The sequence below is a fragment of the Microcoleus sp. AT8-A3 genome (assembly GCF_036705675.1).
Taxonomy (GTDB): domain Bacteria; phylum Cyanobacteriota; class Cyanobacteriia; order Cyanobacteriales; family Microcoleaceae; genus Microcoleus.
In genome coordinates this window covers 100,286-126,088 of sequence record NZ_JAUBVD010000017.1, presented here as the reverse complement: position 1 = coordinate 126,088, position 25,803 = coordinate 100,286, and the positions used below count along the sequence as shown (strand labels likewise).

The 25,803-nt window shown below is 44.8% G+C and carries 18 protein-coding genes, 1 tRNA gene and 1 pseudogene; 15 read left to right on the top strand and 5 right to left on the bottom strand.

The window, feature by feature from the left end; genetic code table 11:
* Positions 1 to 56: 56 nt before the first annotated feature.
* From QUB51_RS13065 to QUB51_RS13045, 5 genes are all read left to right on the top strand, one after another.
* On the top strand, positions 57 to 1,571 hold the full coding sequence (locus tag QUB51_RS13065) for a restriction endonuclease-related protein (protein WP_333261714.1): 1,515 nt from the start codon (positions 57 to 59) through the stop codon (positions 1,569 to 1,571).
* Positions 1,561 to 4,974, top strand: a complete 3,414-nt coding sequence (locus QUB51_RS13060; protein ID WP_333261711.1) for a pPIWI_RE_Z domain-containing protein — start codon at positions 1,561 to 1,563, stop codon at positions 4,972 to 4,974. Before QUB51_RS13065 ends, QUB51_RS13060 begins: the two co-directional genes overlap by 11 nt.
* Before the next feature lie 201 nt (positions 4,975 to 5,175).
* Positions 5,176 to 8,406 (top strand): RNaseH domain-containing protein, encoded by a 3,231-nt coding sequence (locus QUB51_RS13055; protein ID WP_333261708.1) that lies wholly within the window; start codon positions 5,176 to 5,178, stop codon positions 8,404 to 8,406.
* A 291-nt stretch (positions 8,407 to 8,697) separates the two neighbouring features.
* Positions 8,698 to 9,615 carry a TIGR04168 family protein gene (locus tag QUB51_RS13050; protein ID WP_333056275.1) on the top strand — a complete coding sequence of 306 codons (918 nt, stop codon included), beginning with the start codon at positions 8,698 to 8,700 and terminating at the stop codon, positions 9,613 to 9,615.
* A gap of 34 nt (positions 9,616 to 9,649) precedes the next feature.
* Positions 9,650 to 9,734, top strand: a tRNA-Ser gene (locus tag QUB51_RS13045).
* A gap of 66 nt (positions 9,735 to 9,800) precedes the next feature.
* Here the strand turns inward: QUB51_RS13045 and QUB51_RS13040 are convergent.
* Together QUB51_RS13040 and QUB51_RS13035 are read right to left on the bottom strand one after the other, a co-directional pair.
* A complete protein-coding gene (locus tag QUB51_RS13040) occupies positions 9,801 to 10,085 on the bottom strand; it encodes a flagellar alpha dynein (RefSeq protein WP_333056274.1) in 285 nt (94 codons plus the stop codon).
* 32 nt (positions 10,086 to 10,117) lie between these two features.
* Positions 10,118 to 10,438 carry a hypothetical protein gene (locus QUB51_RS13035; RefSeq protein ID WP_333056273.1) on the bottom strand — a complete coding sequence of 107 codons (321 nt, stop codon included), beginning with the start codon at positions 10,436 to 10,438 and terminating at the stop codon, positions 10,118 to 10,120.
* A 399-nt stretch (positions 10,439 to 10,837) separates the two neighbouring features.
* Here QUB51_RS13035 and QUB51_RS13030 point away from each other — a divergent pair, with 399 nt between their 5' ends.
* The 6 genes and pseudogenes from QUB51_RS13030 to QUB51_RS12995 all read left to right on the top strand — a co-directional run bounded on the left by QUB51_RS13030 (position 10,838) and on the right by QUB51_RS12995 (position 17,656).
* On the top strand, positions 10,838 to 12,106 hold the full coding sequence (locus QUB51_RS13030; protein ID WP_333056272.1) for a transposase: 1,269 nt from the start codon (positions 10,838 to 10,840) through the stop codon (positions 12,104 to 12,106).
* A 63-nt stretch (positions 12,107 to 12,169) separates the two neighbouring features.
* Positions 12,170 to 12,964 carry a sigma-70 family RNA polymerase sigma factor gene (locus QUB51_RS13025; RefSeq protein WP_333240724.1) on the top strand — a complete coding sequence of 265 codons (795 nt, stop codon included), beginning with the start codon at positions 12,170 to 12,172 and terminating at the stop codon, positions 12,962 to 12,964.
* Positions 12,965 to 13,067: 103 nt separating this feature from the next.
* Positions 13,068 to 14,262 (top strand): annotated as a pseudogene (locus QUB51_RS30400) (RNA-guided endonuclease InsQ/TnpB family protein).
* 320 nt (positions 14,263 to 14,582) lie between these two features.
* Positions 14,583 to 15,020 (top strand): hypothetical protein, encoded by a 438-nt coding sequence (locus tag QUB51_RS13005; protein WP_333056266.1) that lies wholly within the window; start codon positions 14,583 to 14,585, stop codon positions 15,018 to 15,020.
* Positions 15,021 to 15,464: 444 nt separating this feature from the next.
* The gene (locus QUB51_RS13000; protein ID WP_333261705.1) at positions 15,465 to 17,060 is read left to right on the top strand and encodes a tetratricopeptide repeat protein; all 1,596 of its coding nucleotides are present in this window, start codon (positions 15,465 to 15,467) and stop codon (positions 17,058 to 17,060) included.
* 185 nt (positions 17,061 to 17,245) lie between these two features.
* The gene (locus QUB51_RS12995; protein ID WP_333056264.1) at positions 17,246 to 17,656 is read left to right on the top strand and encodes a hypothetical protein; all 411 of its coding nucleotides are present in this window, start codon (positions 17,246 to 17,248) and stop codon (positions 17,654 to 17,656) included.
* Positions 17,657 to 17,710: 54 nt separating this feature from the next.
* Here QUB51_RS12995 and QUB51_RS12990 read toward each other — a convergent pair whose 3' ends face one another.
* The gene (locus QUB51_RS12990; RefSeq protein ID WP_333056263.1) at positions 17,711 to 17,995 is read right to left on the bottom strand and encodes a hypothetical protein; all 285 of its coding nucleotides are present in this window, start codon (positions 17,993 to 17,995) and stop codon (positions 17,711 to 17,713) included.
* A 25-nt stretch (positions 17,996 to 18,020) separates the two neighbouring features.
* Between QUB51_RS12990 and QUB51_RS12985 the strand changes: the two genes are divergently transcribed.
* A complete protein-coding gene (locus QUB51_RS12985; protein WP_333261702.1) occupies positions 18,021 to 18,461 on the top strand; it encodes a hypothetical protein in 441 nt (146 codons plus the stop codon).
* Positions 18,462 to 19,054: 593 nt separating this feature from the next.
* Here QUB51_RS12985 and QUB51_RS12980 read toward each other — a convergent pair.
* Entirely contained in the window at positions 19,055 to 19,876 is an 822-nt protein-coding gene (locus QUB51_RS12980) for an alpha/beta hydrolase (protein ID WP_333261697.1), read from the bottom strand.
* Between the two features lie 99 nt (positions 19,877 to 19,975).
* On the bottom strand, positions 19,976 to 20,701 hold the full coding sequence (locus QUB51_RS12975) for a lysophospholipid acyltransferase family protein (protein ID WP_333056260.1): 726 nt from the start codon (positions 20,699 to 20,701) through the stop codon (positions 19,976 to 19,978).
* A gap of 522 nt (positions 20,702 to 21,223) precedes the next feature.
* Between QUB51_RS12975 and QUB51_RS12970 the strand changes: the two genes are divergently transcribed.
* The 3 genes from QUB51_RS12970 to QUB51_RS12960 all read left to right on the top strand — a co-directional run bounded on the left by QUB51_RS12970 (position 21,224) and on the right by QUB51_RS12960 (position 25,651).
* Positions 21,224 to 21,538: a hypothetical protein gene (locus QUB51_RS12970; RefSeq protein ID WP_333056259.1), complete on the top strand. Its 315-nt coding sequence runs from the start codon at positions 21,224 to 21,226 to the stop codon at positions 21,536 to 21,538.
* A 129-nt stretch (positions 21,539 to 21,667) separates the two neighbouring features.
* Complete coding sequence (locus QUB51_RS12965; protein ID WP_333261694.1) at positions 21,668 to 23,395, top strand: succinate dehydrogenase/fumarate reductase flavoprotein subunit; 1,728 nt, start codon at positions 21,668 to 21,670, stop codon at positions 23,393 to 23,395.
* Positions 23,396 to 23,659: 264 nt separating this feature from the next.
* Complete coding sequence (locus QUB51_RS12960; RefSeq protein ID WP_333261691.1) at positions 23,660 to 25,651, top strand: hypothetical protein; 1,992 nt, start codon at positions 23,660 to 23,662, stop codon at positions 25,649 to 25,651.
* Positions 25,652 to 25,803: the final 152 nt, after the last annotated feature.

Genomic DNA, 25,803 nt, shown 5'->3' with positions numbered 1-25,803 from the left:
TTTACATCGTTTACTGTAATCACTATACAATGTAAATAAGTTGGTTTTATACATCTATGTACTTTGAAGACGATCGCCAGTGGCAGGGAACTGCTGAGTTTCTGACAAAAGAACTAAAACGACGGATTGAGCAGCTTGGGCTATCTGTGGAACCACCAGCCTTACGAACTGTGCGATCGTGGAGAGCCAAGCAACTCCTGTCACAGCCGAAAGGTCAAGAATTTCGGTTTCGGCAGATTTTAGAAGGACTGGCAACAGCACTTTTGCTCAAGAAAGGCTGGACGCTGGCCGCGATCGCTCAAGTTTTACCCTCATTCCCCGACGCAACATTGGAGCAACAAATTCTTGCCGAGGCTGATCGTCAAGACCCAACCTGGTTGCCACAAATGCAAACAACGACATTGCCATTACCCACAGGACACGCCAGCACGATCGATTTCGCTGAAGATACTGTTATATTGCTGGCCCAGGGAATTCTGCGACAATACACAAGAATTCTCAATCGAGACATCGTTCGCCAAGACGATGATAGTATGCCATCGGAACTTTATCGGGCTATGTGCAAGTTGGGCAGGCTGTATATCGAATCCGGACAAAGCGATCGCGCGGCTTGCGTGCATACCGTTTTGGAACGTGCTAGATATCCCCTCAATAAGTGGGAATTAGATATTTTTTGTCACGCCGATTTTGACTCTGGTCAAGTAATTCTCATCGATCCCGACTTGCGAGTGCCAACCCCAGATTGTGCAGTAATTGCCAACAGTAAAGGTACTTTTGGCGAAGATAATATCATCGAACACCGCCTGTACGAACGGTTGCGCGAGGCAACTGAACGATTGGGGATTCGCCGCCAGCACAAAGCTTATACGGCTTTGCGATCGCTATTTGGCAGCCGATCGCTCATCGGAGAACACCAACTCTTAGACTATTTACGTGACAACGATTTAACGCCTTTACAGGGAATGATTGTTGACACCTTTTTTGATAGCGTGCCGGATGTCTGGTTAATTGACGGACACGCTCATCGCTGCGCGTATTGCGGTACGCTGATGCGCCCCTATCCCAATAAAGAACTTTTTCCCGATGGGCGATGTCCGATTCGCCAATGCCTCGGTCACAACTCCTCAACAGCAAAAGTTTCGGAGAAATCAGACCCAAACCAAGACCGATTGCTGATTGCCCAACCGCAAATTTTAACCTATTGGACTGGGCCGGCGATCGACGAATTAGCAATTTTTAAGGCAGCCATAAAAAACGGACTAGATGCCGAACTTTACCCAGAATCAGACCTATGCGATGTAGCAATTAACGGTCGCAATATCGGCATTGATGCTAAGTCATACACCAGTCCTGTCTCCCTTGCTTTGCGCCTCAACCGCACTGGCATCGGAGGGCTGATTCACTACCGCCGCCGCATCATTGCCGTCAGCGACCAATTAATTGAGGAGCGGCCAGATTACCTCTCTACTTTCCGGTCAGCGATCGATAAAAAAGGCGATCCTGCTACTCTCGAAATTATGTCTGTTTCACAAGTCATACAGTTGTTAAAGAAAATCAAATATGAGAATTAAACCAGATTTCTGGACGGGAATAGATCGCATTTGCTGGCTGTGTGTCTTGATGGCAGAATTTATCGAAACTAATTCCCTAGAATATGCCCCTTTAACGATATCGGGAATGGCGAGTATCATCAATGCACCCGCGTTGGCAAAAGCCCGCCAAGCCATTTTCAATATGCGCCTGATGTCGCTGGCTTACGTAACAGAACAGTCAGTGAAACACGCCGTTGCTATTTATAACGATCGCCACTACCGCAACAAAACTCAAGGAACCTATAAAATTAACTTAGAAACACTTCACTTTCAACGCACAGACCCCCTAGAAGACCCTTTAATTGCCCAAGCACGTCAAATTCTGGGTCAGCCTTTAGCACACCAATTTTACAGCGCCACCTTTGCCGATCCCCGCCAGCCAATGGCCGTTGCTTTAGGTGAAGAAACAACAGCCGCGAGAGTGCCAATTGGGCCGATCGCAGCCCCACTTGCGCCGCGCCGCACCCATTCCCTCGATCGCGCCCCGAAAGCAAAAATCCGCATTCCCCTTGCGGAACTGTACGAGTTAGCAGTTGAGATGGATGAACGCGAAGCAAATCACCCTGAAAAAAGACGGGGTAGCTGGGTACAACGGTTTCAACATTTTGCACTTAAGGTGCCAGAAATTGGCAAGGGTTTGCGGGAAGAAACAGTCATCGAATTAGAAGGCATCAAGCACTTAATTGGACTGCCTGGATCGGGCAAAACAACTTTGCTCGTATTAATAGCTGTGTGGTTGGGAAAACGCGGTTATAAAGCGATGTTTGTGTTTCCCTCTATTGAAGTTGCCAGACAGTACATGGCAGAACTAGCATTTCATGAAATTAAAGTGGGAATGCTAGTCGGTCAAAGCGATGGAACTCGCCGCCGACACGCTAACAATATTGCCGAGGCGATCGCAGCATCAGGGGGAAATGGCGGCTTTGGCTATAGTTTGGAACAAGCAGAAGTTTTTGGCTTAAATTGCGTCTTACCTGCGTTTTCTACTGCTGATACTTCGATGTGGGGATTTGGTTATGCACCCTGCAATGAAATTTTACAAAGCGGTGGCAAAAAAGGGCAAATGAAAAAGTATCTTTGTCCGGTTTGGACGATGTGCGGTCGCCACAAAGCACCCCGCGATTTGCTAGATGCCGATATTTGGGTCGGCCACGTTCTTTCAATGGATACGGAAGTACCACCCCATGCTATTCGCGAGCGCATTCGTTATTTTGAATTAATTGCCCGGACATTCGATGTCGTAGTTTTTGACGAAGCAGATATGGTGCAATCAAATCTGGATGCTTACGGTGCTGCAACTTTAAAACTTTCCGGGGCGAAAGAATCTATCCATTTAGCCATTCAAGAGCAAATTCACAATCCTTTTGCTCGCGGAGAAAACTATCGATTGTTCGACCGCAATGTAGAACTTTACAGCCGCAATTTATCGGAATTTGGCGATCGCAATACATCATTAATTACTGCCGTTCAAAATATGCCCTCATCGCGAGTGAGCCAACGCTATGAGAATCAGTTATTAACCGTTCTGAGAATAGTCAGCGATTTGTTGGATGGCTATGAGAAAACTTCTAAACGCGATCGCCTTGACGAAGAGGAAGTCAAACAGGGATTTAGCAAAAGTCGAGCCTTGAAAGAATTCTGGGAAACGGCTGCTTACCATGCTTTTTACGATCGCACTGGCATTGAACCGCACGATCGGCTAAACATGGATCTGTGCGCTCAAAGGCTGGGAATAAACGCCGACACGCTCAAACAGCAATGGGAAACTCAAATTCTTTATTTTCGTCGTTATTTAGCGGAGAATCTGATCGAACGGCGCGATAAAATAGTCAAAGAAATTGCCGAATTGTTTTTGCCTTTGTGTTTTAAGGATGCCACTGCATCAGGCGAAGCTCAGGATACGATTACCTTACTTGTTTGCGTTACTTTTGTGATTTTAGGCTATCAGCGTATCGTACCGCAAACTCGAACAATGGTAGCAGAAGGACTGCTTCGGGAACCGATTGTCGAATCAACGGCAACACCCGAACTGCGACAACTGATTCCTGAGAATATTTTGGGGTCTTTTTCGGGCGTGAAATACAGTTGTGAATCGGCACAAACTACTCGCTCTCAAGCCCGAAATGTGGAACTGTCTTATATTATTTTTGTGGGCGCGCCTCGGATGTTAATGCACCGTTTTCATCAGTTATTTGAGGCAGATGGCGAACTGACAGCGCCGGCAGTTTTAATGACTTCAGCTACCTCATTTCTCGAAGCAAGTCCTGCTTATCACATTAACTCTGGGCCGGATTATCTGCTGAAACCGCGGCAAACAGAACACGAACCCAAAAAGAGCTTTTACCGCTTCAAATGGCTGCCCGATCGCGAATCGCGCGATGAACCTCTCCGATATAGCGGTGCAGGCGAATTGCGCGATCGTAATTTAAAAAAAATGGTAGACGCGCTGGTGCAAGGAGGAACCAAGAAATCTGAAATTTACAAATCCATCCTCAACTTTGACGTGCAACATGGTATTTACCGCAAAGCTGCCTTAATTGTTAACAGCTACGAACAAGCTCGGAACGTTAAGAATTTTATCAACGATTACCATCCAGAAATCGGCAAAAGAACCAAAGCAGTTGTTAATTTTCTCAAAAACGGAGAGCAACCCACAGATTTCGTTACCACGGCTCAGTGCGAGGCTTTAGGAGATGATGAAACTTGCGATATTATCATTTTTCCCATGTTGGCAATTGGTAGAGGCGTGAATATTGTTTTCACCAAAGGAGATAGGCAACTCGATGCAGCCATTGGTACAATTTATTTCCTCACCCGTCCCCATCCCACGACTGACGATACGCAACTTTTGTACAGTCTAGCCGGAAAAGCTACCCAAGAATTTAACAGTAGAGTTTTTACTGAATCAGAAGACTTGCCAGCAATTTATAATACTTGGAAACAGTCCCGAAAACAACTCTGGAAAACGGCTAATCGGCTGTTACGCGAACCTCTCATGGCTAGCCGTTTGGGTGAAGATTTATTTAAACCGTTTACGGCAAATCAGATGGTTGGGATTTTGCAAACTATCGGGCGCGGGATGCGAAATGGGTGTCCGGTACAAGTTTACTTTGTCGATGCAGCTTGGGCTATTAAATCCACTAAAAATGAACCTGACTCCGGGCGGGACAGTATGCTAGTTCAAATGCGAATTATTTTAGAAGAATGCGTCAAGCATCCCGATCCAGTGATTCGAGAAATTTATCAAGAACTTTACGGTGCATTTCTGGAGCCCCTGCGGCGCATTAATGGCATAGTTTACCCGGAAAGTTTACGCGATTCAGAAGGTTTGACAGAGGAAGAAGACGATTTTAATGATTTTTCGCCTTTATTGGAGATGTAAGCATGAACGAGGAAATTTTGGACGAAATTGAATTCGATGATGACGGCGAAGTAAAGCACTCCTGGACGCATTCAGACCAAATAAACCGGGTTTTTTACCGAATCTACGGGCTGTAACGAAATATTTTCGTAAAAAAACCCGGTTTCTGGTCCCCATGCGTCCAAGACTATAAAGGAAACCACTATTATTGGAGATGCAACCATGAACGACGACATTTTTGACGAAATCGAATCCGATGATGACGAAGAAACTGAAGCTACTGTGGTTTCAGACACTCTTTACATTCCTCTTGCGAATAAGAGTCTGAAAGAAATTACCCTAGCTTTTACCGTCCCAGATAATATCGAGCCAGTAACAGTCAAAGGCTTGACACTAGGTTGGACAAAATCTGCTTTACATGAGCTTTCGACCATCCAAAAAGGTGCTTGCAAGGGCGATTCAGCCATCAAAAATCTCCCTTATGCCTCGCTGCGAGGTTTGTTAGAAGTAGGACTTGACAGTGCCGCACGGATTCAGTCAAATGTAGGTTTGAGTAACTATTCGTTGAATTCTAAAAGTGTAAATGAGCCGGAACCATTTGCTTACTTAAATTCCGAAAGTACACAAGATATCCAGAAAGCGTTACGCCCAATTATCAACGAGTGGATAACAAATTTCCTAAAACCTTTTGCAGAAAAAGAAGATGGGCAAGTGGAAGTTATCGACCGTTTGGAAGATTTGCACGATCGAAAGGAGTTGTTAACAATTACTCCGTCTGAGTCTCAAGTTTTACCTTGGAAATGGAATCCAAATACAGGAACTACAAAACACAGCAACAATTATGATTATCGCGTGTTAGTCGATTATGCAGCTCGTGCGATCGCGGGAAAAGAGATTTTTCAGGAGCTAGGAACAATGAAGCGGGTTATTTCCAGCAGTGGTAGCCTCACAACTGGGATGGCAGAATTGATTACCGATCCCATTACTCTACCCGACACTACAGGAACATTCAGTCTGGTGGTACGCTTAGAAGTTGTAACCTATCCTTCTTTGCACCAGCCTTTATTGAAGATAGATGTTTCCAAACGCCGCTGGTTAAGTGGGTTACAACCTGCACGCTATAACTCAGCAAATATTAGCGGCTTTGTCTTTTCTGATGATTATAGCGATCGCACCTTTCGCTACACGGTGCTTTCCGATTCCGAAAAACCTGAGAAAAATCAACCCGACAAAAAGAAAAATTGGTTTTGGGCGATCGATAAAGATTTTGAAGCCTTGCGCGGCAAGCTAAAACTCCCGCTGAAAACCCCTAACGGTCAAAATATTGATGGTTCCCAAATTGCTTTGGGGAAAGCTTCAACGGATAGCTGTAAAGTAGTATTAACTTACCGCAACGGATTGCAAGAAGGGAAACACGGAATTGACGCAGGCGTACCGGAGATTGATAAATTAGAAGCTTTTGAGTCGATAGCCAAAATTATTGAACCTATCGGTTTTAAAGCTTTTGATAATTACTATCCTGTAAATTTTAAGAGAGGTGAAAGCCACAAATTAGATGATACAGCTTCACGCATGATTAATTTGCCTACTCTGTTAGGTGCTGCTTTAGAAGTTCTCGAAAAAGACGACTGCTATGATTTGACTCCCAAATATCTAGAAAGCTTTGAGGACAATGAGTTAAACAGCTTGCTCACTAAACACCTTGATATCAATTTAGATAATATTGCAAAAGGCAGAAAAGCCCTTAAATTGGTTTGTCAATTAAAAGAACTCAAGGCGATGATTCAGGCAAACCAGGAAGCTATGCGTCGGCTATATCCTAACGAAAGACTGTTGCTTGTTGTCTTTTACGAAGAACAATGTCAAACCGAAGTGAAACTGCTGCAAGCAATGATTCCAGTTCTGTGGGGTGGTGCGATCGAACTCATGGCTAATCGTTTGCCAGCAAACACTCACGGGCCGAGAGAGTCATTGCCCGGTGCAAATTTGAAAGCGAAAGAGCGATCGCAAAACCGCATAAAAGCCTGGGAGTCGATCGTCCAACAACTTGCTTTACGCAAACAGCGAACTTTTTGCCTGGTAATGGCACGGGAATGGTATCCAGACAAGAAACATGATGATTCGGTGAATAAACCCTCCTCCCGTCAAGCACTGGCTAAAATCGCTGGTTCTTGCGTGCAGTTTCTGCTACCGATTGAAAAAACTAAGGACAAAAATATTCTCAACCTCGATAATTTTTCCCATCGAGTGCAAGCGGCCCTAAAAGACTTACTTTGGGCTCATTCTGGCCGCATTGATGATGTCAAGGAAAAGGTTGACAAATGGCTAAAAGATACTCCTCAAGAAGCCAGACCAAAAGAAATTATTGGGATTACGATCGTCCGCAAACAGAAAGGTCGCGCTCGCGGCTCTATTGAGAAGACATTTTTACCAATTGCTATGCGTCTCAACGTGGAGACAGGCGAGTGCGAACTGTGCTGTGCTTATGATAGGAATAGTTTACAAATCAGTCCTTGGAGCAAGTTTTCTGATGCGATCGCCTTCATTTCCCAAATCTCCCCCGTGAAACTGGCTGACAAAGAAGATGTGCGTCGGAATCGTTTCATGGAATTTGTCAAGCAGATTATTTCCAATTCTGTAGAGGAGGGAAATCAACCATTAGTTACGATCGATTCTTCCAACTGCGTGAAACTTTGGTCTTGGCTTGCCGATTCTAAAATGAATGCAAATCAGATTAATTTTGAAACCCAGTCGGGAAGCCCCTTGCACGAACATATGGAGCAAGAATGGAAAGGCGCGCGGATAATTCGGATTCGCCAAGACCTCGCCCCTGGAATTATAGATAAAAAAGTCCGATATTTAACAGAAACTTCTCTGGAAGATACGCGGACAAAAAAAGAACTGACTTCAACCCTTGAAATTCCTTCAGCCTCTAGTGTAAAGGGATTATTTCGACTAAGTGCAACTAATCAAACGGGTTGTGTTGCTTATCTATCTGTAAGAAATGAAAAACCAGGTAAATTACGCGGTCAAAGTTGCTATCGCTCAACAAAAATTAACGTAGCTGCCAAGAAAGCTGAGGATTCTCAAGACAAACTTTTAAATAATGCTGATTTAAAAGTTGACGAAGCTGCAAATAAATCTGATGATTCCAAAGGCAAACTTTTAAATAAAGCTAAATTAAAAGTTGACAAAATCGCAAGAAAACCGCCGTTTTTGGGTCAGTGGACAACTCCCAATCCCCTTGAGATTGTTGTTACCTTGCGACAAGAAAATGACAAGCCCGATCGCCTTGCTGCACTGGTAGAATCTCTGCGCTATGGTTTCGGTCACTACAGCGACTGGTCGAGCTTACCGGCCACCCTGTTCTTCGAGCGTGTCGTGCGAGATTACATCAGCGAATTTGCAATTGAAGATGAAGAAAGGTCGGCGGAACCTGATAGGGAGGAATAATTCAGTCTAGGGGTTCTGTCCCGACTCGCTTGAGTTTTATGGCGTTGGAGTCGGTGATTAACGGGCTTAACTTCAGGCCAATCGCTTCTCATGTCAAAGGGGGAGAGAATTTTTGCGCCCTGGAGTGAAAGATGAAGAAAGCTGAGCAAATCTAAAATCTAAAATCTAAAATCTCAAATTCCCTGGGAGAGGCTGCACTGTATAATTAGTGAAGGCTGGATTTGCCGAAAATTGGTAAGTTTAGTAGGAATTTTTAAGCGGTAAGGGATCGATCGAACGAACGCAAATCACATGAATGAGGCTAAATCTATCAAAATTGCGGTGGTTGGGGATGTTCACGATCGCTGGGAAGCTGAAGACGGCGAGGCCCTGAAGCATCTGGGCGTTGATTTGGTGCTGTTTGTGGGGGATTTTGGCAATGAGTCGGTGGAGGTGGTGCGGGCGATCGCCCAATTGGACATTCCGAAAGCAGCGGTGTTTGGGAACCACGATGCTTGGTACACGGCGACAGAGTGGGGCCGCAGTCAGTGTCCTTACGATCGCACTCAAGAAAATTGGGTAAAACAGCAGTTAGATTTAATGGGAGAAGCTCACGTCGGTTACGGGAAACGGGATTTTCCCGAATTGGGCGTAACTGTGGTGGGAAGCCGCCCGTTTACTTGGGGGGGTTCGGAGTGGAAGTACGGGGATTTTTACTCGGAGTGGTTTGGGGTAGAAAGTTTTGAGGAGTCGGCGCGGCGCATTGCAGCGGCTGCGGCGGATGCCGATTGCGAAAATGTGATTTTTTTGGGTCACACGGGCCCGACGGGGTTAGGAGAGGCTCCTGAAGACCCCTGCGGGCGAGATTGGAAGCCACTGGGAGGGGATTGGGGCGACCCGGATTTTGCGGAGGCGATCGATCGAACTCGTACCACAGGAAAGCACATACCTCTGGTAACTTTTGGTCATATGCACCACAAACTGCGGCACACAAAGCACGAGTTGCGGAAGTCGCTGGAGGTGAGTGCAGAGGGTACGGTGTATTTGAATGCGGCCAGCGTACCGCGAATTGTGGAGAGAGAGTGCTCGAAATTGCGGAATTTCTCGATCGTCCTGCTGGAAAATGGAGCAGTGTCGGAAGTGTCCCTGGTATGGGTAGGCGAAGATTTCGCGGTAGAAAGAGAACAAATTCTTTATCGGCGCACTGAATCTGCAGCTATTTGTAGTTAGAGACATTTGCTGGTATGATAAAATTTATGCGCCGGGAGAGGTGGCAGAGTGGTCGAATGCGCCTGACTTGAAATCAGGTGAACCGCAAGGTTCCGTGGGTTCAAATCCCACCCTCTCCGTTTAACAATTCTCTTGTCCGTTAAGGGTTTCAGGTTGACTGCATAGCAAGAAAAACCATTTTCCGCTCAACTTTCGCGCCAATGGTTTTCTAATATGTCCAAAACCACCTCCATATCTGCCAAGTCCGCCCTCGACTTTTTACGCTGCGCTTTTAACTGATTGAGCAAGTCGGCCGGCTCTGGAAATTCTGCGACGGTCGGAGCCGAGTTTTTACTTTCTTCCCGATCGCGCTGCACTTCCTTGAGTTCTTGCTCCAGCATTTGCACCTTCAGTCCTAAGTCACCATTGCGCTCATGCAACTGGTTCAGTTCCTTATCCCATTCTGCAAGCTGCTTGTTGGCCGCTTTCAATTCCTGCCTGAGTGATTCATCTTTGCCATCACTCAGGCACTCAATTTTCCCAGCCGTTCCTCAATGGCGGCCATCCGCTCCATCACCGGGTCAAGGCGATCGGCTACAGCCTTGTCTACAGTGTCTACAATTTCTGTAGACACGACGCTATCATTACTTTGTGTAGACAAGTCTGTAGACACTGTAGACACTATAGGTGTAGACAAATTAGACAGCGCTGTAGACGTGCCTGAGACTTCCTTGAGAATGCGTTGTGCAGCTTGACTAAGCGACTCACTGTCTAGCTTCTGAGCTTCTATCCAGTTCAGAAAATGACCAGAAGCCCTGAATGATACGACTTGACTTTGACTCATTGTAGACACCTGTATACAGTATTTGTCTACACTAACTGATATCTGTCTACACTGTCAACATATTGTAGACAAAACTTGTAGACACGAAAATCCCCCAATTAAGGGGGATGGGATTCAGTCGTTAGTTGTCAGGCAGTGGGTAAGGATTCAGGTCACTGAACTCCTTGCTGGGCAAAGACTTTAGATATGGAGCTTGATACTAAATCAATCTCTATTCTCAATAAACCACGAAAAACTGTCACTTATCCTCGTTTATTGACAATTAACCACGAAAGACAAAAACCCTTAGTTTGCCCTAAAACCCTTGCCAGACAAGCGTTGGAGCCGCAAGTTTTTAGACCTGAATCCTTACCTTTAATCAAGAATACTATGCTAATATAGAGCAAGGAGGAAAACAGAATGTATGGATGCCAGCAAAATCTAATTAGTCCAGACAAAGAATTGAAAGCAGTCTTAGAATTCTTGTGTAGTGAAGCCTCAAAGTTAATTAATTGTGGAAATTATTATGCCAGACAACTATTCTTCAAAACTGGCAGGATACCGAGTAGAGCCAAGCTGCATAAAGTTTTAGAAACGGACAATCGAAACATTCATTATAAAGCTTTTTATTCAGATACCGCACAGCAGATACTGACTAGCGTTGCTGAATCTTTCCAATCCTATTTGGGCGGGCTTGCTGGAATCAAAGAAGGGACAGTGACGCAACATCCAAGACTTCCTGGATACAGACAAGGTGGATTAGCCCTTGTAACTTTTACAGGTAGATCAGTCAAATTAAAAGATGGAATGTTGCGATTTCCTTTAGGGAAGCAAGTTAAAGCTTGGTTTGGCATAGATGCGTTCTATCTGACGATGCCATCTAATAAGGAGCATTCTTCGATTCGAGAGTACAGGATTTTACCCAGAAACGGATGTTTTTATCTAGAATTGGTTTACCAAAAAGAAGCTGTTCAATCCGATGTCAACGTTGATTATGTATTGATGATCGACCACGGGATGGACAACTGGATAACTTGTGTCAGCAATATTGGAACTTCATTCATCGTAGACGGAAAGCATCTCAAGTCCATCAACCAAGGCTATAACAAACGAGTGGCAAGCTTGATGTCTGGAAAAGACAATGGATTCTGGTCGAAAAGACTGGAACGGCTGACCGAAAGCAGAAATAGAACAATGCGGGATGCAGTTAATAAAGCTGCTCGTAAGGTTATCGATCATTGTATATCATCCAAGATTGGTACAGTCATATTTGGATGGAACAAGCATCAGAAAGATTCGCTAAATCTGGGTACAAATACCAATCAAAAATTTGTTCAGATTCCCACGCGTAGGTTAAAAGATAGAATTGCTCAACTCGGCGAACAGTACGGAATTAAATTCGTCGAAACCGAAGAATCCTCTACTTCAAAAACTTCTTTTCTCGATGCTGACGAACTGCCTAAAATCGGCGAAAAATCCGAGTGGTGGAAAGCTTCGGGAACAAGAATTAAACGTGGATTATATCGGACAGCGAAGGGGTGGCTAATTAATGCAGATTGCAATGGTTGTGCAAATATTGGTCGTAAAGTAGCAACAATACTTGGACTCGATCTAAGTGGAGTTGGTAGAGGTGACTTTTCAGCACCTGTAAGACTTAAATTGTGGTCTTATGAATCCCCTCGCCTTTAGGCATGGGGAGATGTCAAGATAGGCGGGTGTACTTCATAAATGTGGAATCTCCTGTAAATGTAAATGGAAAGCAATAGCCATAGACCTCAAAAAATCAGGTCATCTTCTCAATCAGTGGCTGCATCAATCCTGTGGGATGAAACTGAAGATAAAAATACAATTTTTTGGGAAGAATGGCAGGCGCATCAAGATTATCTTTCCCATTGCTGTCTCAAGTGGATGAACTCAAACCCACTCGATGCCGAAGAAGTATTGAGTCAGGCAATGCTTAAAGCCTGGAATGAATGGCAAAACTATGGAATTCAAATTAAATGTCCTAAAGCTTGGTTAACTCAACTTCTCTATAACTTCTGCATAGATTTCCATCGAAAACGAAAACGAGAAACATTAATAATTGAAAACATAGACGAGATTAAACTGGAAGATTATCCCGCACTTTATTCTAACTTAGGATTTACTGAACCTAATCTTATAGACCTGGAATTGCCGGCATATATCTACCACAAAATTGACTCCTTGCCTCCCAGACTCCGCGATACTTTTGTCTTATACCACTACCAAAATAAATCTTATCAAGATATTGCCAAGCTCTTTCTATGCTCTGAAGAAAACGTCCGCAAATGCGTGACCAAAGCCGGACGTATTCTGCGAAGGCATTTAACCAAATATCTGGCCGGTGAAGATGATACTCCTCTAAATTCTTCCTCGCCCGCCTTAAAGTTGGTAATTCCTTTGCCAGAAAAGTCTCAACCCCAATGCAATTGGGAATCACTAATTCCCCCAAAAAGCCAGGATGAAGAAATTAGCTATCAAGTCACCGTACTATGTCTGGAAACTTTACCAAGAAATTGGGTCTAAAGCCCCGTCCTTATAGGACGGCTTTAATTACAGAGACTGTGAAGATTCGTTAAAGATACAGACTTGCAAATCAAAGTTTCTGTAATAGTGGTAGACTATTGAAATGATAGTATTAGAGTTTAAGTTGAAGGGCAAAGCGGAGCAGTATCGAATCATCGACAACATGATTCGGACGGCTCAATTTGTGCGAAACAAAACTCTTAGACATTGGATAGATAATCAAGGGATTAAGCTAGTAGACCTGTACAAACAATGCGCCGTTATGGCAAAAGAGTTTGAATGGGCAGGCAAGCTTAATTCGACGGCACGTCAGGCTTCCGCCGAACGTGCCATTTTTGCTATCCAGCGTTTCTTTGCTAACTGCAAAGCTAAGAAGCCAGGAAAAAAAGGATACCCGCAGTTCAAGAAACATACTCGCTCTGTTGAGTACAAGCAGTCCGGTTGGTCGCTTTCTAGTGACAAAAGATGCCTAACATTTAAAGATTGATTTGCTGCTGGGAGATTCAAGTTAATCGGTAGTCGGGATTTGCATTTTTATGCGCCTGATGAGATTAAACGAATTAGGATTGTGCGCCGTGCCGATGGCTACCACGCCCAATTCTGTATCAACGTGGAGCGGAAAGAGGAACTTGTTCCGACTGGTAAGGTTATTGGAATAGACGTGGGATTGAACCACTTTTATACTGATAGCGACGGCGAAACAGTTCCTAATCCTCGCTACCTCCGAAAGAGTGAAAAAGCTTTGAAGAGATTGCAGAAGCGAGTTTCTCGGAAAAAGAAAGGTTCCAAGAACCGGAAAAAGGCGATCAACAAGTTAGGAAGAAAACACCGGAAAGTCAGCAGGCAGCGTAAAGACTTCGCCATAAAGACGGCGTTGTGCGCGGTAAAATCTAACGATTTTGTAGCCTACGAAGACCTTCAGGTTCGGAATATGGTTAAAAACCACAAGCTCGCTAAATCAATCAGCGATGCAGCCTGGTCACTAACTTGATCATTATTTGGAATATTTCGGGAAAGTGTACAGCAAAACAGTCATTGCTGTTCCACCACAGTACACCTCTCAGAACTGTTCAAATTGCGGCAATCTAGTCAAGAAAACCCTGTCAACTCGAACCCATATTTGTGGTTGCGGTACGATATTGGATCGCGACCACAATGCTGCGTTGAACATTTTGGCGAAAGGGTTAAAGCAGGCAAAATTTAATTTAAATACGGCGGGGCACGCCGGAATTCACGCTGGGGGACAGACCGATCTCTACTCGCTGGTGGTGACATCAACAAGCAAATCGACTGGATGATCCAAGAATCCCCGCGCCTTCAAGGCCGGGGAGTGTCAACCCATCATTCCTACATCTCTACTACCCTTCCAGTCTGGAGATGAAAGTGCGTTGAGTCAGCCGTTGTTTATCCCGCATGTGGGGAAGTTGAGAAGATGTTGCAGCAGCCAAAAGGTAAGATGAGCAAGGGTTCTAGGGGTTGAGGGGAGATTTTTGGAGAGAAAATTTGCCTGTAACTCGAAAAATTCCCAAATTGGGGTGGGAAAACGTCTAACTAATAAATAAGCGTCAGATAAAACCGCTTAGAGTCCAGGCATTAGTTACATCTTTCTTAACAAAAAATGAGTACATCCCGCAAAATCCAGATCGCACTCGTGGCAAGTCTCCTGTGGTCATCTACATCAGTCAGCGGCTTTGCTGCTACCAACTCGATTACCTCTGAAAAGTTTCAGTCAGACACGGTAAAGCTTCCTGTGGAAAGTATTCCGTCTAGGCAGTTAAATTTAACACCAGATACTTATTTAATTGCTGGTCAGTTCAGGGATATGCTGAGTAAAGTACCTGGGGGATATGCCACGTTCAAATCATTTGACGAGATATGGAAGAATCCAGCAGACAGGAAGACAAGATTATTTGATTACTGCAACACTCAAAAAGTGTTATCAGTTAAGCTATGTTTTAGAATGCTAACAATTTGGGCAGACGATACAGGGGAATCTGCCAACCGTAAGGACTCCGAGGAGCTAGACAAGATATTTGATGAAGCCAGAAAAATGTAAAGGTAAAATAATCCATAATGCGTGAGAGTGAAATCTCTTTGACTTTGGGGACATTACCAACTTAGTGCTGCTCCATTTCAGTGTTCAAAAAATTGAAGAAAAAGCGATCTTGCCCACTCGACGAAGGGCGCGATCGCTTTTTTTCGGAGTGCGTAGGCAACGCCCGTTGTAGATATCGCTTTTCGTTTAAGCTGTTGTGCATTTAAATTGTATGTTGAGGGCGGGCTTTCCGGCCCAACCCCTACTCCCCACAAGAAGGAAAATTTATTGCCCCATGCAATTTAAATGCGTATTAGCTTACGAGAGAGCCATTGATTGACGCGATCGCATTGATTTTCCTTGCTAACAATTAATCTTTTATAGCTTGTTTAGTTTGAGTAACTAAGACATAATCGGATTAACGTAAATTATTTTATTTCCCCTTATCTATAGCCAGTCTAAATTATGTCTGGATACTTTGCCACATCATTGGTGCAGTTCTGCCAATCTTCTGGGCTAGAGATGAATGTTCACTTTTTCTTAGAAGAAAAGCCAATTAGACAAGATCAGAAATTGAACACTTTAAGTAAGTATGTTCAGAAATATCCCCAAGGATGGAAAAAAAGGTTAGAACTAGCTAATTTGCTTTACCAGATGGGAGACTGGCAACAAGCGGTTGTCGAATATCATCAAGTGATTGAGCGACAAGCGCAATTAATGGGTGTGCGGCTGCAACTAGGGAAACTATTGCAGCTAATGAAACGAGAAAAAGAGGCAATAGAAGTCTATGAAAAAGCCTTGTCGTGTTACGAAAACGAAGCGACTCAGCATCATATCAAGGGATTGATTGCAGTTTGTCGGGGTGAGAGTGACAAAGCAATTATTGCCTTTAATTTAGCAACTCATTTAGAACCTGAAAAAGTCGTTCACCGGCTCGCTTTGATACAGGTGTATCAGCAGATAGAAAATCATCTTGGCGTGATCAGTGCTGTGGAGCCAATTTTGGCAATCAACCCAGATGATGTTGTGGCGTTGATTTACAGCCAAGATGCGAATCTGGCGGTGGGGGATATGAGCGCCGCAACAGAGCTGTTGAGCGAGCTTATAGCTCTATTTCCGAATGATTTTAGGGTACTGCAACGACAAATTGAGCAACGTCTTCAGATGAGATTAGTTTCTGGTGAAGAGGGGAAACTGACGAAAAAGATGATTACCTCTTTACTGCTACAAACTCCTCATGGGGCTGAGGCTCACAATTCTCTGGGCTATTATCACATCTTCCGAGGCGATTGGCGGCAAGGTGTGGAGGTGTTAGCAGAGTTTACCGCCCAACACCCCAATCATCCTTATGGTTGGTATTACTATGGCAGGTGCTTATACGACACGGGAGACTATCAAAAAGCAGCACAGATGATGGCGAATGCTTATCAACTGTATCCCGATAATTGTGCAATTTATCAGGTCTTGTGTGAAATTTTACCGGCTGCCAAACGCTGGGAAGAATTGCGTTTTGTGGTAGAACAGATGCTGAAACGATTTCCTGAACGTTGGAGTGTTTGGGCGACTGCGGGGCGGGTGTTGGTGGAACACTTCAAAGAGATTGAACGAGGATGTAGTGTTTCTGAGCAGGGCACAAAACTTCAGCCGCAGTTAGTTGATGCTTGGTTTCGTCATGGGCGGGTGTTGGCTTTGGCTCTTAAACATCAAGAAGCGGTGGAGGCGTTGGAGAAAGGATGGAAGTTGTTACCAGCGGGAATTTCTCTGCAATTCGTACCGACGGCGCTGTGGCTGGCGGAGAGTTACCAGGTGCTGGGGGATGTTGGGGCTAGTCAGCGCTGGTGGAAAGTTGCCGGTGAGGGATGTCAGGAATTGAGAGCGTTTAACCCGGCTATGGCTGACTACTGGTTAGGGAGAGCCTTGGTGGGGTTGAAGGATCGGTTGGGGGCGATACAGGCTTATGAAAGTGCTTTGAGTCAGCAGTTGTTGTATCCAGCGCGTGGGGAGGTTGAGAAGAGTTTGCTGCGCTTGAAGGGTAAGAAGGGGAAGGGTTCTAGGGGTTGAGGGGGGATTTTTGGGGGAGAAAATTTCCTCGTAACTAGAAAAATGACTAAATTGGGATCGGGAAACGTCTAATAAATGAGGATGAACAGGAAAATTACCTTTAAATTCTGCCATCGATGCGCAGCAAGGGTTTCAAATTTCCAGTTGTCAACATACGCAGTAAACCTACGGAGCAAGAACTAATTATGTCTCGGATTATACAATGCAATACCGATGTATTAAGAATCAAGCCTAGCGAAGCTGTTAGCTGGTACGCTACTGCTCAAAGTGAGAAGTCGCATACAATCAAGCTGGAAGACGAGGATGGTCATGTATATATAGATACTGAAATCCAGAGTATAGATTTATCTAAGTCTGTGACTGGTTCTTTTATTACTCCTCCTAAATCCAATGGGAAGGTGCAAAAATATACCTTAACCTTTGGTAACTGTATTTCGTACATAACAGATAGCGCAAACCTTGATGATGATGAAGCAACCACTTTAGTATCAACATTCCAGTACGCATGCGAAGATTCTGCTACAGATCCAAATGATCCAAATTATGATTACAATGACCTATTCTTTGCGATAACTTTTTATACACGAAAAGGTTAAGAACTGAAAAGATCGATACCTGCGGCGGGTAAGGACAGTTTGATCGCACTTCTCTTATAGGGTGCGATCGCTCTCTTCGTAACGCACCTTCTCAATTGTCAGTGCAATGTCTACGATGCCGTAAGCTGGAGGGCGATCACAGAAGATGATGGGATTGAGTGAGATCGCAAAAGCGTAGCATCCCCCAGGTAAACCCAAGGGCGTAGCTGATAGGTTGGGCGGCGCGTGGGGAAGTCGAGAAAATTTTGCAGCAGCCCAAAAGCAATCTGGGAAAGGGTTAGAGGGGTTGAGTGTGGGTTTTGGGAGAGAAAATTTGCCTGTAACTCGAAAAATTCCCAAATTGCGGTGGGAAAACGTCTAAAAGATGTGGGAAGAAAAAACCACTAATCAACCTAAATTTCAACAAACGAGGTATTGTCGTATGAGCATTGTCAAAAAACTACCAGCAGTTTTAATGGCTGCTGTTGGCATCTCTTTTAGTTTCGCCAGTACAGCCTTAGCACAAAAAATTTTATTAGGAGAGAAGACTCTCGGTCTTCAAGAGGATGTCGATTTTAAGCCACAAAATAGGAGCAATATGACGATTTGCTTCCAGACAACTGATAACTTACCGGGTTCCCTAATATTGATTTATATGGCAAGTTCCAACTCAAGTGACATAAAAATGGAAAGATTAAAGGCTACCCCCACGGAACAATGTATATCCAGAAGCGTGTATATAATTCCGGCAAGAGTAAGCAATATAGGAAGGGATGATATACCTGGGTTTAGTCGATCTGTTCGTGTACGTGCGACGCAGGGATAAAGAATTACGTCAGGAAGCGCACATCTAAAGGCATAGGCTTGAAAAAGCAATGTATCATAGTATTTGCGATCGGGTCTGACCCGATCGCAAATACTATCCTAACTCGGTGTATCGCTAATGAACTTAAGAGACTGTTGGCGAATTCACATAGGGTTTCACCCCTCACCTCTAAAACCAGCACTCGCGGTGTTTCTCACATAGATGTAGTAGGTTGGGTAGAGCGTCAGCGAAACCCAACACATTATTTTAAAAGAGTTGGGTTTCGCTCGCGCTCTACCCAACCTACACTATCTACATTTTACCTATGAGGGGTATTACCCTTTTTTAATTCGCCAACAGTCTCTGAACTTAATTGAAGCTATTATTGCAGTTCCTGACCATCGACATCCAAGAGGTATTAAGTAGGTAGGCGCAAAGAAACCTCGCTAGGTAACGGAATGTAAATCTGCCAGAACCATTGCGATTGCTTCGTTTCACTTCGTTTCATGCAGCTATGACATACTTATTTATTTTCCTACTCATCTACTTAATTGCTAATTGCTGATGCCGATAAGATTGTTTTTCGGAGATGCCCAATGCCCCATGCCCCATGACTAATGACTATTGACTAATGACAGATTTTCTTCGGATTTTGTCAAAAAATTGCGAGCTTGCATAATCCCATAAAGGTTAACATCTGTTTCTAACAAACAAGCATGACCGCTGTTAGCAAGCAGCACCATTTCAGCATTGGGAATTACCTTGACTAAAAGCTTCGCTTCTGCTAAAGAAGGCAGCAGCCGATCGGCACCGCTAGCAATTACTAACGTCGGCTGTTTGATACCGCGCAACTGATTTTCGTCAACATTAAACGATCGCACTAACGCCAATCTCCACACAGACGTGTTTTGCGGTACTGCTTGCATCGCTTCTAGCAAAGCGCGGCGATCGTCGCGCCCAATCTTTCCTAATGATGCTAATATCGGCAATAAACCGATTACCGACAGCGGATAAAGGTTGGCCGGCAGCCACTGAGTCAGATACGAGCCCCACTGCACCCAAGGCTGCTGTCGAAACGAAGAAGCTGGATTGACTAAAATTAATCGATCGCACAATTGAGGAGCTTCTAACACAACTTTCATCGCTAAACAGCCCCCAAATGACTCGCCGCACAGATAAACCGGCCGCTTCGGCTTTCCGGCTTGCTTTTCTGCTTCAATTAAGGCAATTGTTTCGCTAACAAGTACCTCCCAACTAGCCATGTCGTCAGCCGGTATAGTTAAGCAACGAATGTCGAAATGATTGGCTAATTTAGGAATTTGGGAGCGCAGCAGCAAACCGCCCCCGTCCATACCGGGCAGAAATACAAATAAAGGGCGATCGGGTTTCGGGGGTTTGGGGGTTAGGAAACGAACCTTGTTGTTAGCATTTGCCATGATTCAAGTCAATCGATTTTAGATTTTAGATTTTAGATTTTAGATTGGAAAGCTGACACCAGCCAATAGTTAACAGTCAACAGTCAACAGTCAACAAACTTACAAACAACCTCGTTGGAGTAATTCGGCAATTTCCCCCTGACAGTGGTTGGTGAGTTCAGCAACAACTGCTTTGGCTTTTTTGCCTTGATATTGCTGCTGTCTCTCGACAGTAATCCAATAAGGCCGGCCGATTAAAACATTAACTCGCTGATAAATTATCACAGGATGCCACCCTGATCGATCGAACAGCGGTTCCGAAGGATCGAACAAACTCAACAACTTCAGCGGTACACCCGATCGTATTGACTGTTCCTCAAAGGAACTAATCGCCACCGGCAAAACTGCCAAATCCCGCACCGGCGCCCGCAAAGCCAAATGAGCAAATCCCCGCTGAAACTTCCCCACAGTATTCGGGCCAGTCAGCTTCACCATCGGTTCTGCACCCTCTGGAAACACCCCCACCATCTCCCCGCCTTGCAGTAGCGCTGTTGCTTGAGAGAAAAAATGCTGCTGTCGGTGTTCCGGTGCTTCCAAGGGGAAAGCGCCGAAAGTCGTGACCACTTCCCTCATCACCGGAACTTGACCCATGTAATGATGACAAGCAAAGCGGATCGATCGACCCAAAGCCGCCGTCAGCAGCACAGGATCTAAGAAACTGCGGTGATTGCTCACCACCAGAACCGGACTCTCTTGGGGAATCCGGTCTTCGCGGTACATAAACATCTGCGTTCCCAAACCAGCCAGGAAACAGCGCGAAATCAGCAATTTGCTCTCTGAAGACATGGGCGAAAAGACAGGTGCGACGCTATAAAGGTTGATTCCATTTCCACGCAGCTTAACATTTCTTTACCAAGTCGGGGCTCCCTCAAAAAGTAGACTTTCCCCTTGTGCCTTTGTTTCGTAAGCTGTTGGACATTTAAACTGTGAACTAAAATTTGATAAAGTTCTTGTGGGGAGTAGGGGTTGGGCTTATAGCCCGCACAAAAAATACGATTTAGATTCAGAACAGCTTAGTCCTGGACGCAGGGGTTGCCAGAAACCGGGTTTTTTGCGAAAAGACGCGTTACAGCCCGCCAAAACAGTAAAAAACCCGGTTTCTTTGTCGGAGTGCGTAAGTCTTGTTTCGGCCAAATTTCCCAGTCAGAAACAAAAATTCATAAAGTGTTGTTGCAAACTTCTATAAAAATGTTTAAAACAGCCCTAAAACCAGGTTGCGGCAGCTAAACTTAGAAATTTACAGTGGCCATTGACACACTGTCAAAGTATTTTTGGACAAGTCGTAATAGCAATCTCGCGAGGCATCAAATGAATAACATCCAAAACTATCGCCTTAAATGTACGCTCACCTTTGGCGACATTTACGGTCAAATCATTGTTTGGCTGATAGTCATCTTCCTAAGTCTAGCGTCGGCACTCGCCTTGTGGAGTAGCGCCCGCCAAATCTTCGCCTTGGCTACCGTCGGCTTGATTTTAGTGCTGTCTCTGCCCTTCTTGCTGTTTGCTTTCGTTACAACTCTGCTAAATAACATTGAAGTGCTTGCTGTAGAACCCGGTACGGAAACTCAACCTTCTGCAACGGGAAATCAGTCCAATCAGCAGCCTGTCGAAAGCGCCGGCTAGTCCAATGTGAAATTTTAACTTTTGATTTCCCATTCAAATCAAAAGTTAAAAAACTTCCTGCTCTTTTGGTGGGAAGTTTTTTTTTGCGTCACCATAAGTTGAGCAGAACACTCAAAATAATTCAAAAAGATGCTAGAACACGACGTAATCATTGTAGGCGGCGGTTTAGCAGGTTGCCGCGCCGCAGTAGAAATTGCCCGGACTGACCCCAGTTTAAAGGTAGCTGTCGTCGCTAAAACTCACCCGATTCGATCGCACTCCGTCGCAGCCCAAGGTGGGATGGCCTCCAGCCTCCAAAATGTCGATCCCGAAGACAGTTGGAAAGCCCACGCCTTCGACACAGTAAAAGGTTCCGACTATTTAGCCGACCAAGACGCGGTAGAAATCCTCACCCGCGAAGCGCCCGGTGTAGTCATAGATTTAGAACACATGGGAGTCCTCTTCTCCCGCCTCCCAGACGGCCGAATTGCCCAGCGCGCTTTCGGCGGACATTCCCACCGCCGCACCTGCTACGCCGCCGACAAAACCGGTCACGCCATCCTCCACGAATTAGTCAACAATCTGCGCCGCTGCGGAGTTCACATCTATCAGGAGTGGTATGTCACGCGCCTGATTTTGGAAGAAGGCCAAGCCAAGGGGGTAGTTATGTACCGCCTTCTAGACGGTCAAATTGAGGTCGTGCGCGCTAAGGCGGTGATGTTTGCTACGGGCGGTTACGGCCGAGTTTACAATACCACGTCGAACGATTATGCCTCGACGGGAGACGGTTTGGCGATGACTGCTATGGCGGGATTGCCGCTGGAAGATATGGAATTCGTGCAGTTTCACCCGACTGGTTTGTATCCGGTGGGAGTGTTGATTTCCGAGGCTGTGCGGGGCGAAGGCGCTTATTTGATTAATTCAGAGGGCGATCGATTTATGGCCAATTATGCCCCGTCGCGGATGGAATTAGCGCCCAGAGACATCACCTCGCGGTCAATTTCCATAGAAATTCGCGCCGGCCGAGGGATTAATGTTGATGGTAGTGCCGGCGGCCCCTTTATCTACCTCGATTTGCGGCACATGGGGCGCGAAAAAATTATGAGCAAAATTCCTTTTGCTTGGGAAGAAGCCCACCGTTTGTTAGGAATTGATGCCGTAAATCAGCCGATGCCCGTGCGCCCTACGGTTCACTATTCAATGGGGGGAATTCCTACTAATGTTAGCGGGCAAGTTCGCAGCAGTCCTGACAGTTTAGTAGACGGTTTCTTTGCCGCCGGCGAAGCAGCTTGCGTCTCGGTTCACGGCGCCAACCGTTTGGGCAGCAACTCGCTTTTAGAATGCGTCGTTTATGGCAAAGTTACTGGCGCAACCATAGCACAATTTGTACAAAATCGCAAGTTGCCTGCTGTAGACGAACAGCGTTATATTACGGAAGCAAAAGAGCAAATTCAGGCACTTGTAGAGCGTCCCGGAAAATACCGAATCAATCAAGTGCGGCAGCAGTATCAAGATACTATGACTGAGTATTGTGGTGTATTTCGTAGCGCCGAATTGATGCAGGAAGGTTTAAAGAAATTGGCGGATTTAGAGCGACAATATGAGGAGGTTTACTTAGACGATAAAGGCAAGTTGTGGAATACGGAAATTGTGGAAGCTTTGGAGTTGCGGAGTTTGATAATTGTTGGGAAAATGATTTTAACTTCTGCTTTGAACCGACAGGAAAGTCGGGGAGCTCATTCGCGGGAAGATTTTACTGAGCGCGATGATGGGAATTTCTTGAAGCATACGCTAGCCTATTATTCCCCTGCGGGGATTGATTTAGCTTATATGCCGGTGGCGATTACGATGTTTGAGCCGCAGGAGAGGAAGTATTAATTTCTGATTAGCCGTAACCCCCTAATTCAAGGGGGGTATTTTTTTTGATTACGCTAAAATAATGGCGTTTATAAAATATCAGCAAGGAATAAAAAGAGGGCCACTGACTCCAGCCATATTATCCAAATATCCCGTAGCTTGCACAAAAAACTACTATGTGTAATAATTAAAGGTTAAGGGTTAAATTTAATACTCCAGTTGTCAACTACCGATTTTCAGCATAACCCGCGCCGGAAAACTTGTAATCTGCTTTTAGAGGAAAAAATGAGTAAGTGGACAAGAACCTTTACTTTTAAAGGTAAAGAGTTATATTACAACCGGATAAAATTTAATAACCCGACAGAAAGAGCCGTAGAAATTTCCATTGCCTTTGACTTTATTGCTAATCTAAAGAATCCTCAGAAAATTCTTGAAATTGGCAACGTACTCTCCCACTACGAAAACTCATTGAGCGAAAATATTGGGATCAGATCGAGACGAATTGTAGATAAATTTGAAGTCGATCTAGGTGTAGAAAATCAAGATTTGATGAACTTGCCCTCAGCGGAAAAATATGACGCAATAGTATCAATTTCTAGTGTAGAGCACGTAGGGCAAAGAGACGATCCTTCAGGAGGCTATGGGGAACAGATAGAGAACCGCGATCTAGAAGGCCCCCTAAAGGCGATCGCTAAAATTTACGATCTACTGGCTATTGATGGAAAAGCCTTGATTACCGTTCCTTTTGGAAAACTTACAGATGCAGAATGGTATATTCAATTTAGCCAAGAATATTTAGATGTTTTAGGAAAAAAATATGGTATTCCGAAAGATGCTATATCCGCCAACTACTTAAAGCTGATAGATAGGGAAACGGTAGAGGAAAAGCACTATATGCTTTGGAAACAAGTAAATGCTTTAGAACTTAGGGATAGTGAATACGGATGGCCTTGGTCACAAGCTAATGCAATTGCCGTCATAGAACTTACCAAAGTCTCAAGCGAATTTAATCTCAACTTAAACCTAGAACCAACCGATTTGTATTACAATATGACTTACGAACAACGGAGAGAGTTTGAAAATTGCAAAGCCCAACTTCATCAGATTCAGAGAGAGTTGGCGCAGTCGCAGTCGCAACTCTATCAAACTCAGGCAGAGTTAGAACAATCCTTGACGGAACTAAATCAAAGTCAGAAAGAGTTAGAAGTAGTTCAAAGTCAAAGTTATCCTATTCAAGGAGAATTGGAACTGGCGCAGGCTCAACTATTTAAAACTCAGGAAGAGTGCGCTCAATTTCAGTCCCAACTATATCAAGCTCAGGAAGAGTTGGAAAAAGTCCATCCCCAACTACATCAAACTAGAAGTGAGTTGGAAATATCCGAGTCAAAACTGTACAAAACTCAGGGAGAGTTGGAATTAACCGAAGCTCAACTATATCAAACTCAGGAAGATCGCGATCGATTTGAGTCGCAAATGTATCAGGCTCAGGAAGATTGCGAATTAATACAAATTCAACTGCATCAAATTCAGGGAGAATTAGAACTCTTCCAAGCCCAATATCATCAAACTCAGCAAGAATTGGAACTATCCCAATCCGCACACTATCAAACTCAGCAAGAATTGGAACAGTCGCAGTCGCAACTCCACTCGACTCGGCAAGAATTGGAATTATCCCAAGCCGAACACCATCAAACTCGGACAAAATTGGAACAGTCACAGTCTCAACTGCACTCGACTCGGCAAGAATTGGAATTATCCCAAGCCGAACACTATCAAGCTCAGCAAGAATTGGAACAGTCGCAGTCGCAACTCCACTCGACTCGGCAAGAATTGAAATTATCCCAAGCCGAACACTATCGAACTCGGAAAGAATTGGAACAGTCGCAGTCGCAACTCTACTCGACTCGGAAAGAATTGGAACAGTCGCAGTCACAACTGCACAAAACGGCGGGGGAATTAGAGAGATGGCGTTTTCAGGAAAATGCCGTCAAAAATCCAGATGAAAATAATCCAGTGCAGTACGGAGTTCTAGTATGGGAAGCCTGGTATGCTTATCGCAACCACGATAGGGCTGGGATGTCTCATTCTCTACAGAAATCTTTGAATTTTACGCCTTTCTCACCGACAGAAACTATTGTGAACTGGTTGGAAAATTTTGGTCGCTTTTCCTTAGAAAAAGGCGAGTATCTCGATACGAACTCCCTGAGCAATTCCCCCGAATGGAAAGAATTGATGAGGCGTGTCCTTGCGGTTAAAACTAGGGTAGGGCGGATCTAGGCTCAGGTGACGGGAACACTAGGCTTAAGCGAGAGTCTAGTGTTTAAAATAGCCACCGGGAAGCTCAGCGCACACACCAATTCTCCTTGAGAGCATCGTCTGTTGGTAGCTCGGCCCTTAAAACTGTTCAGGAATAGCGTCGCCAAAGTGAA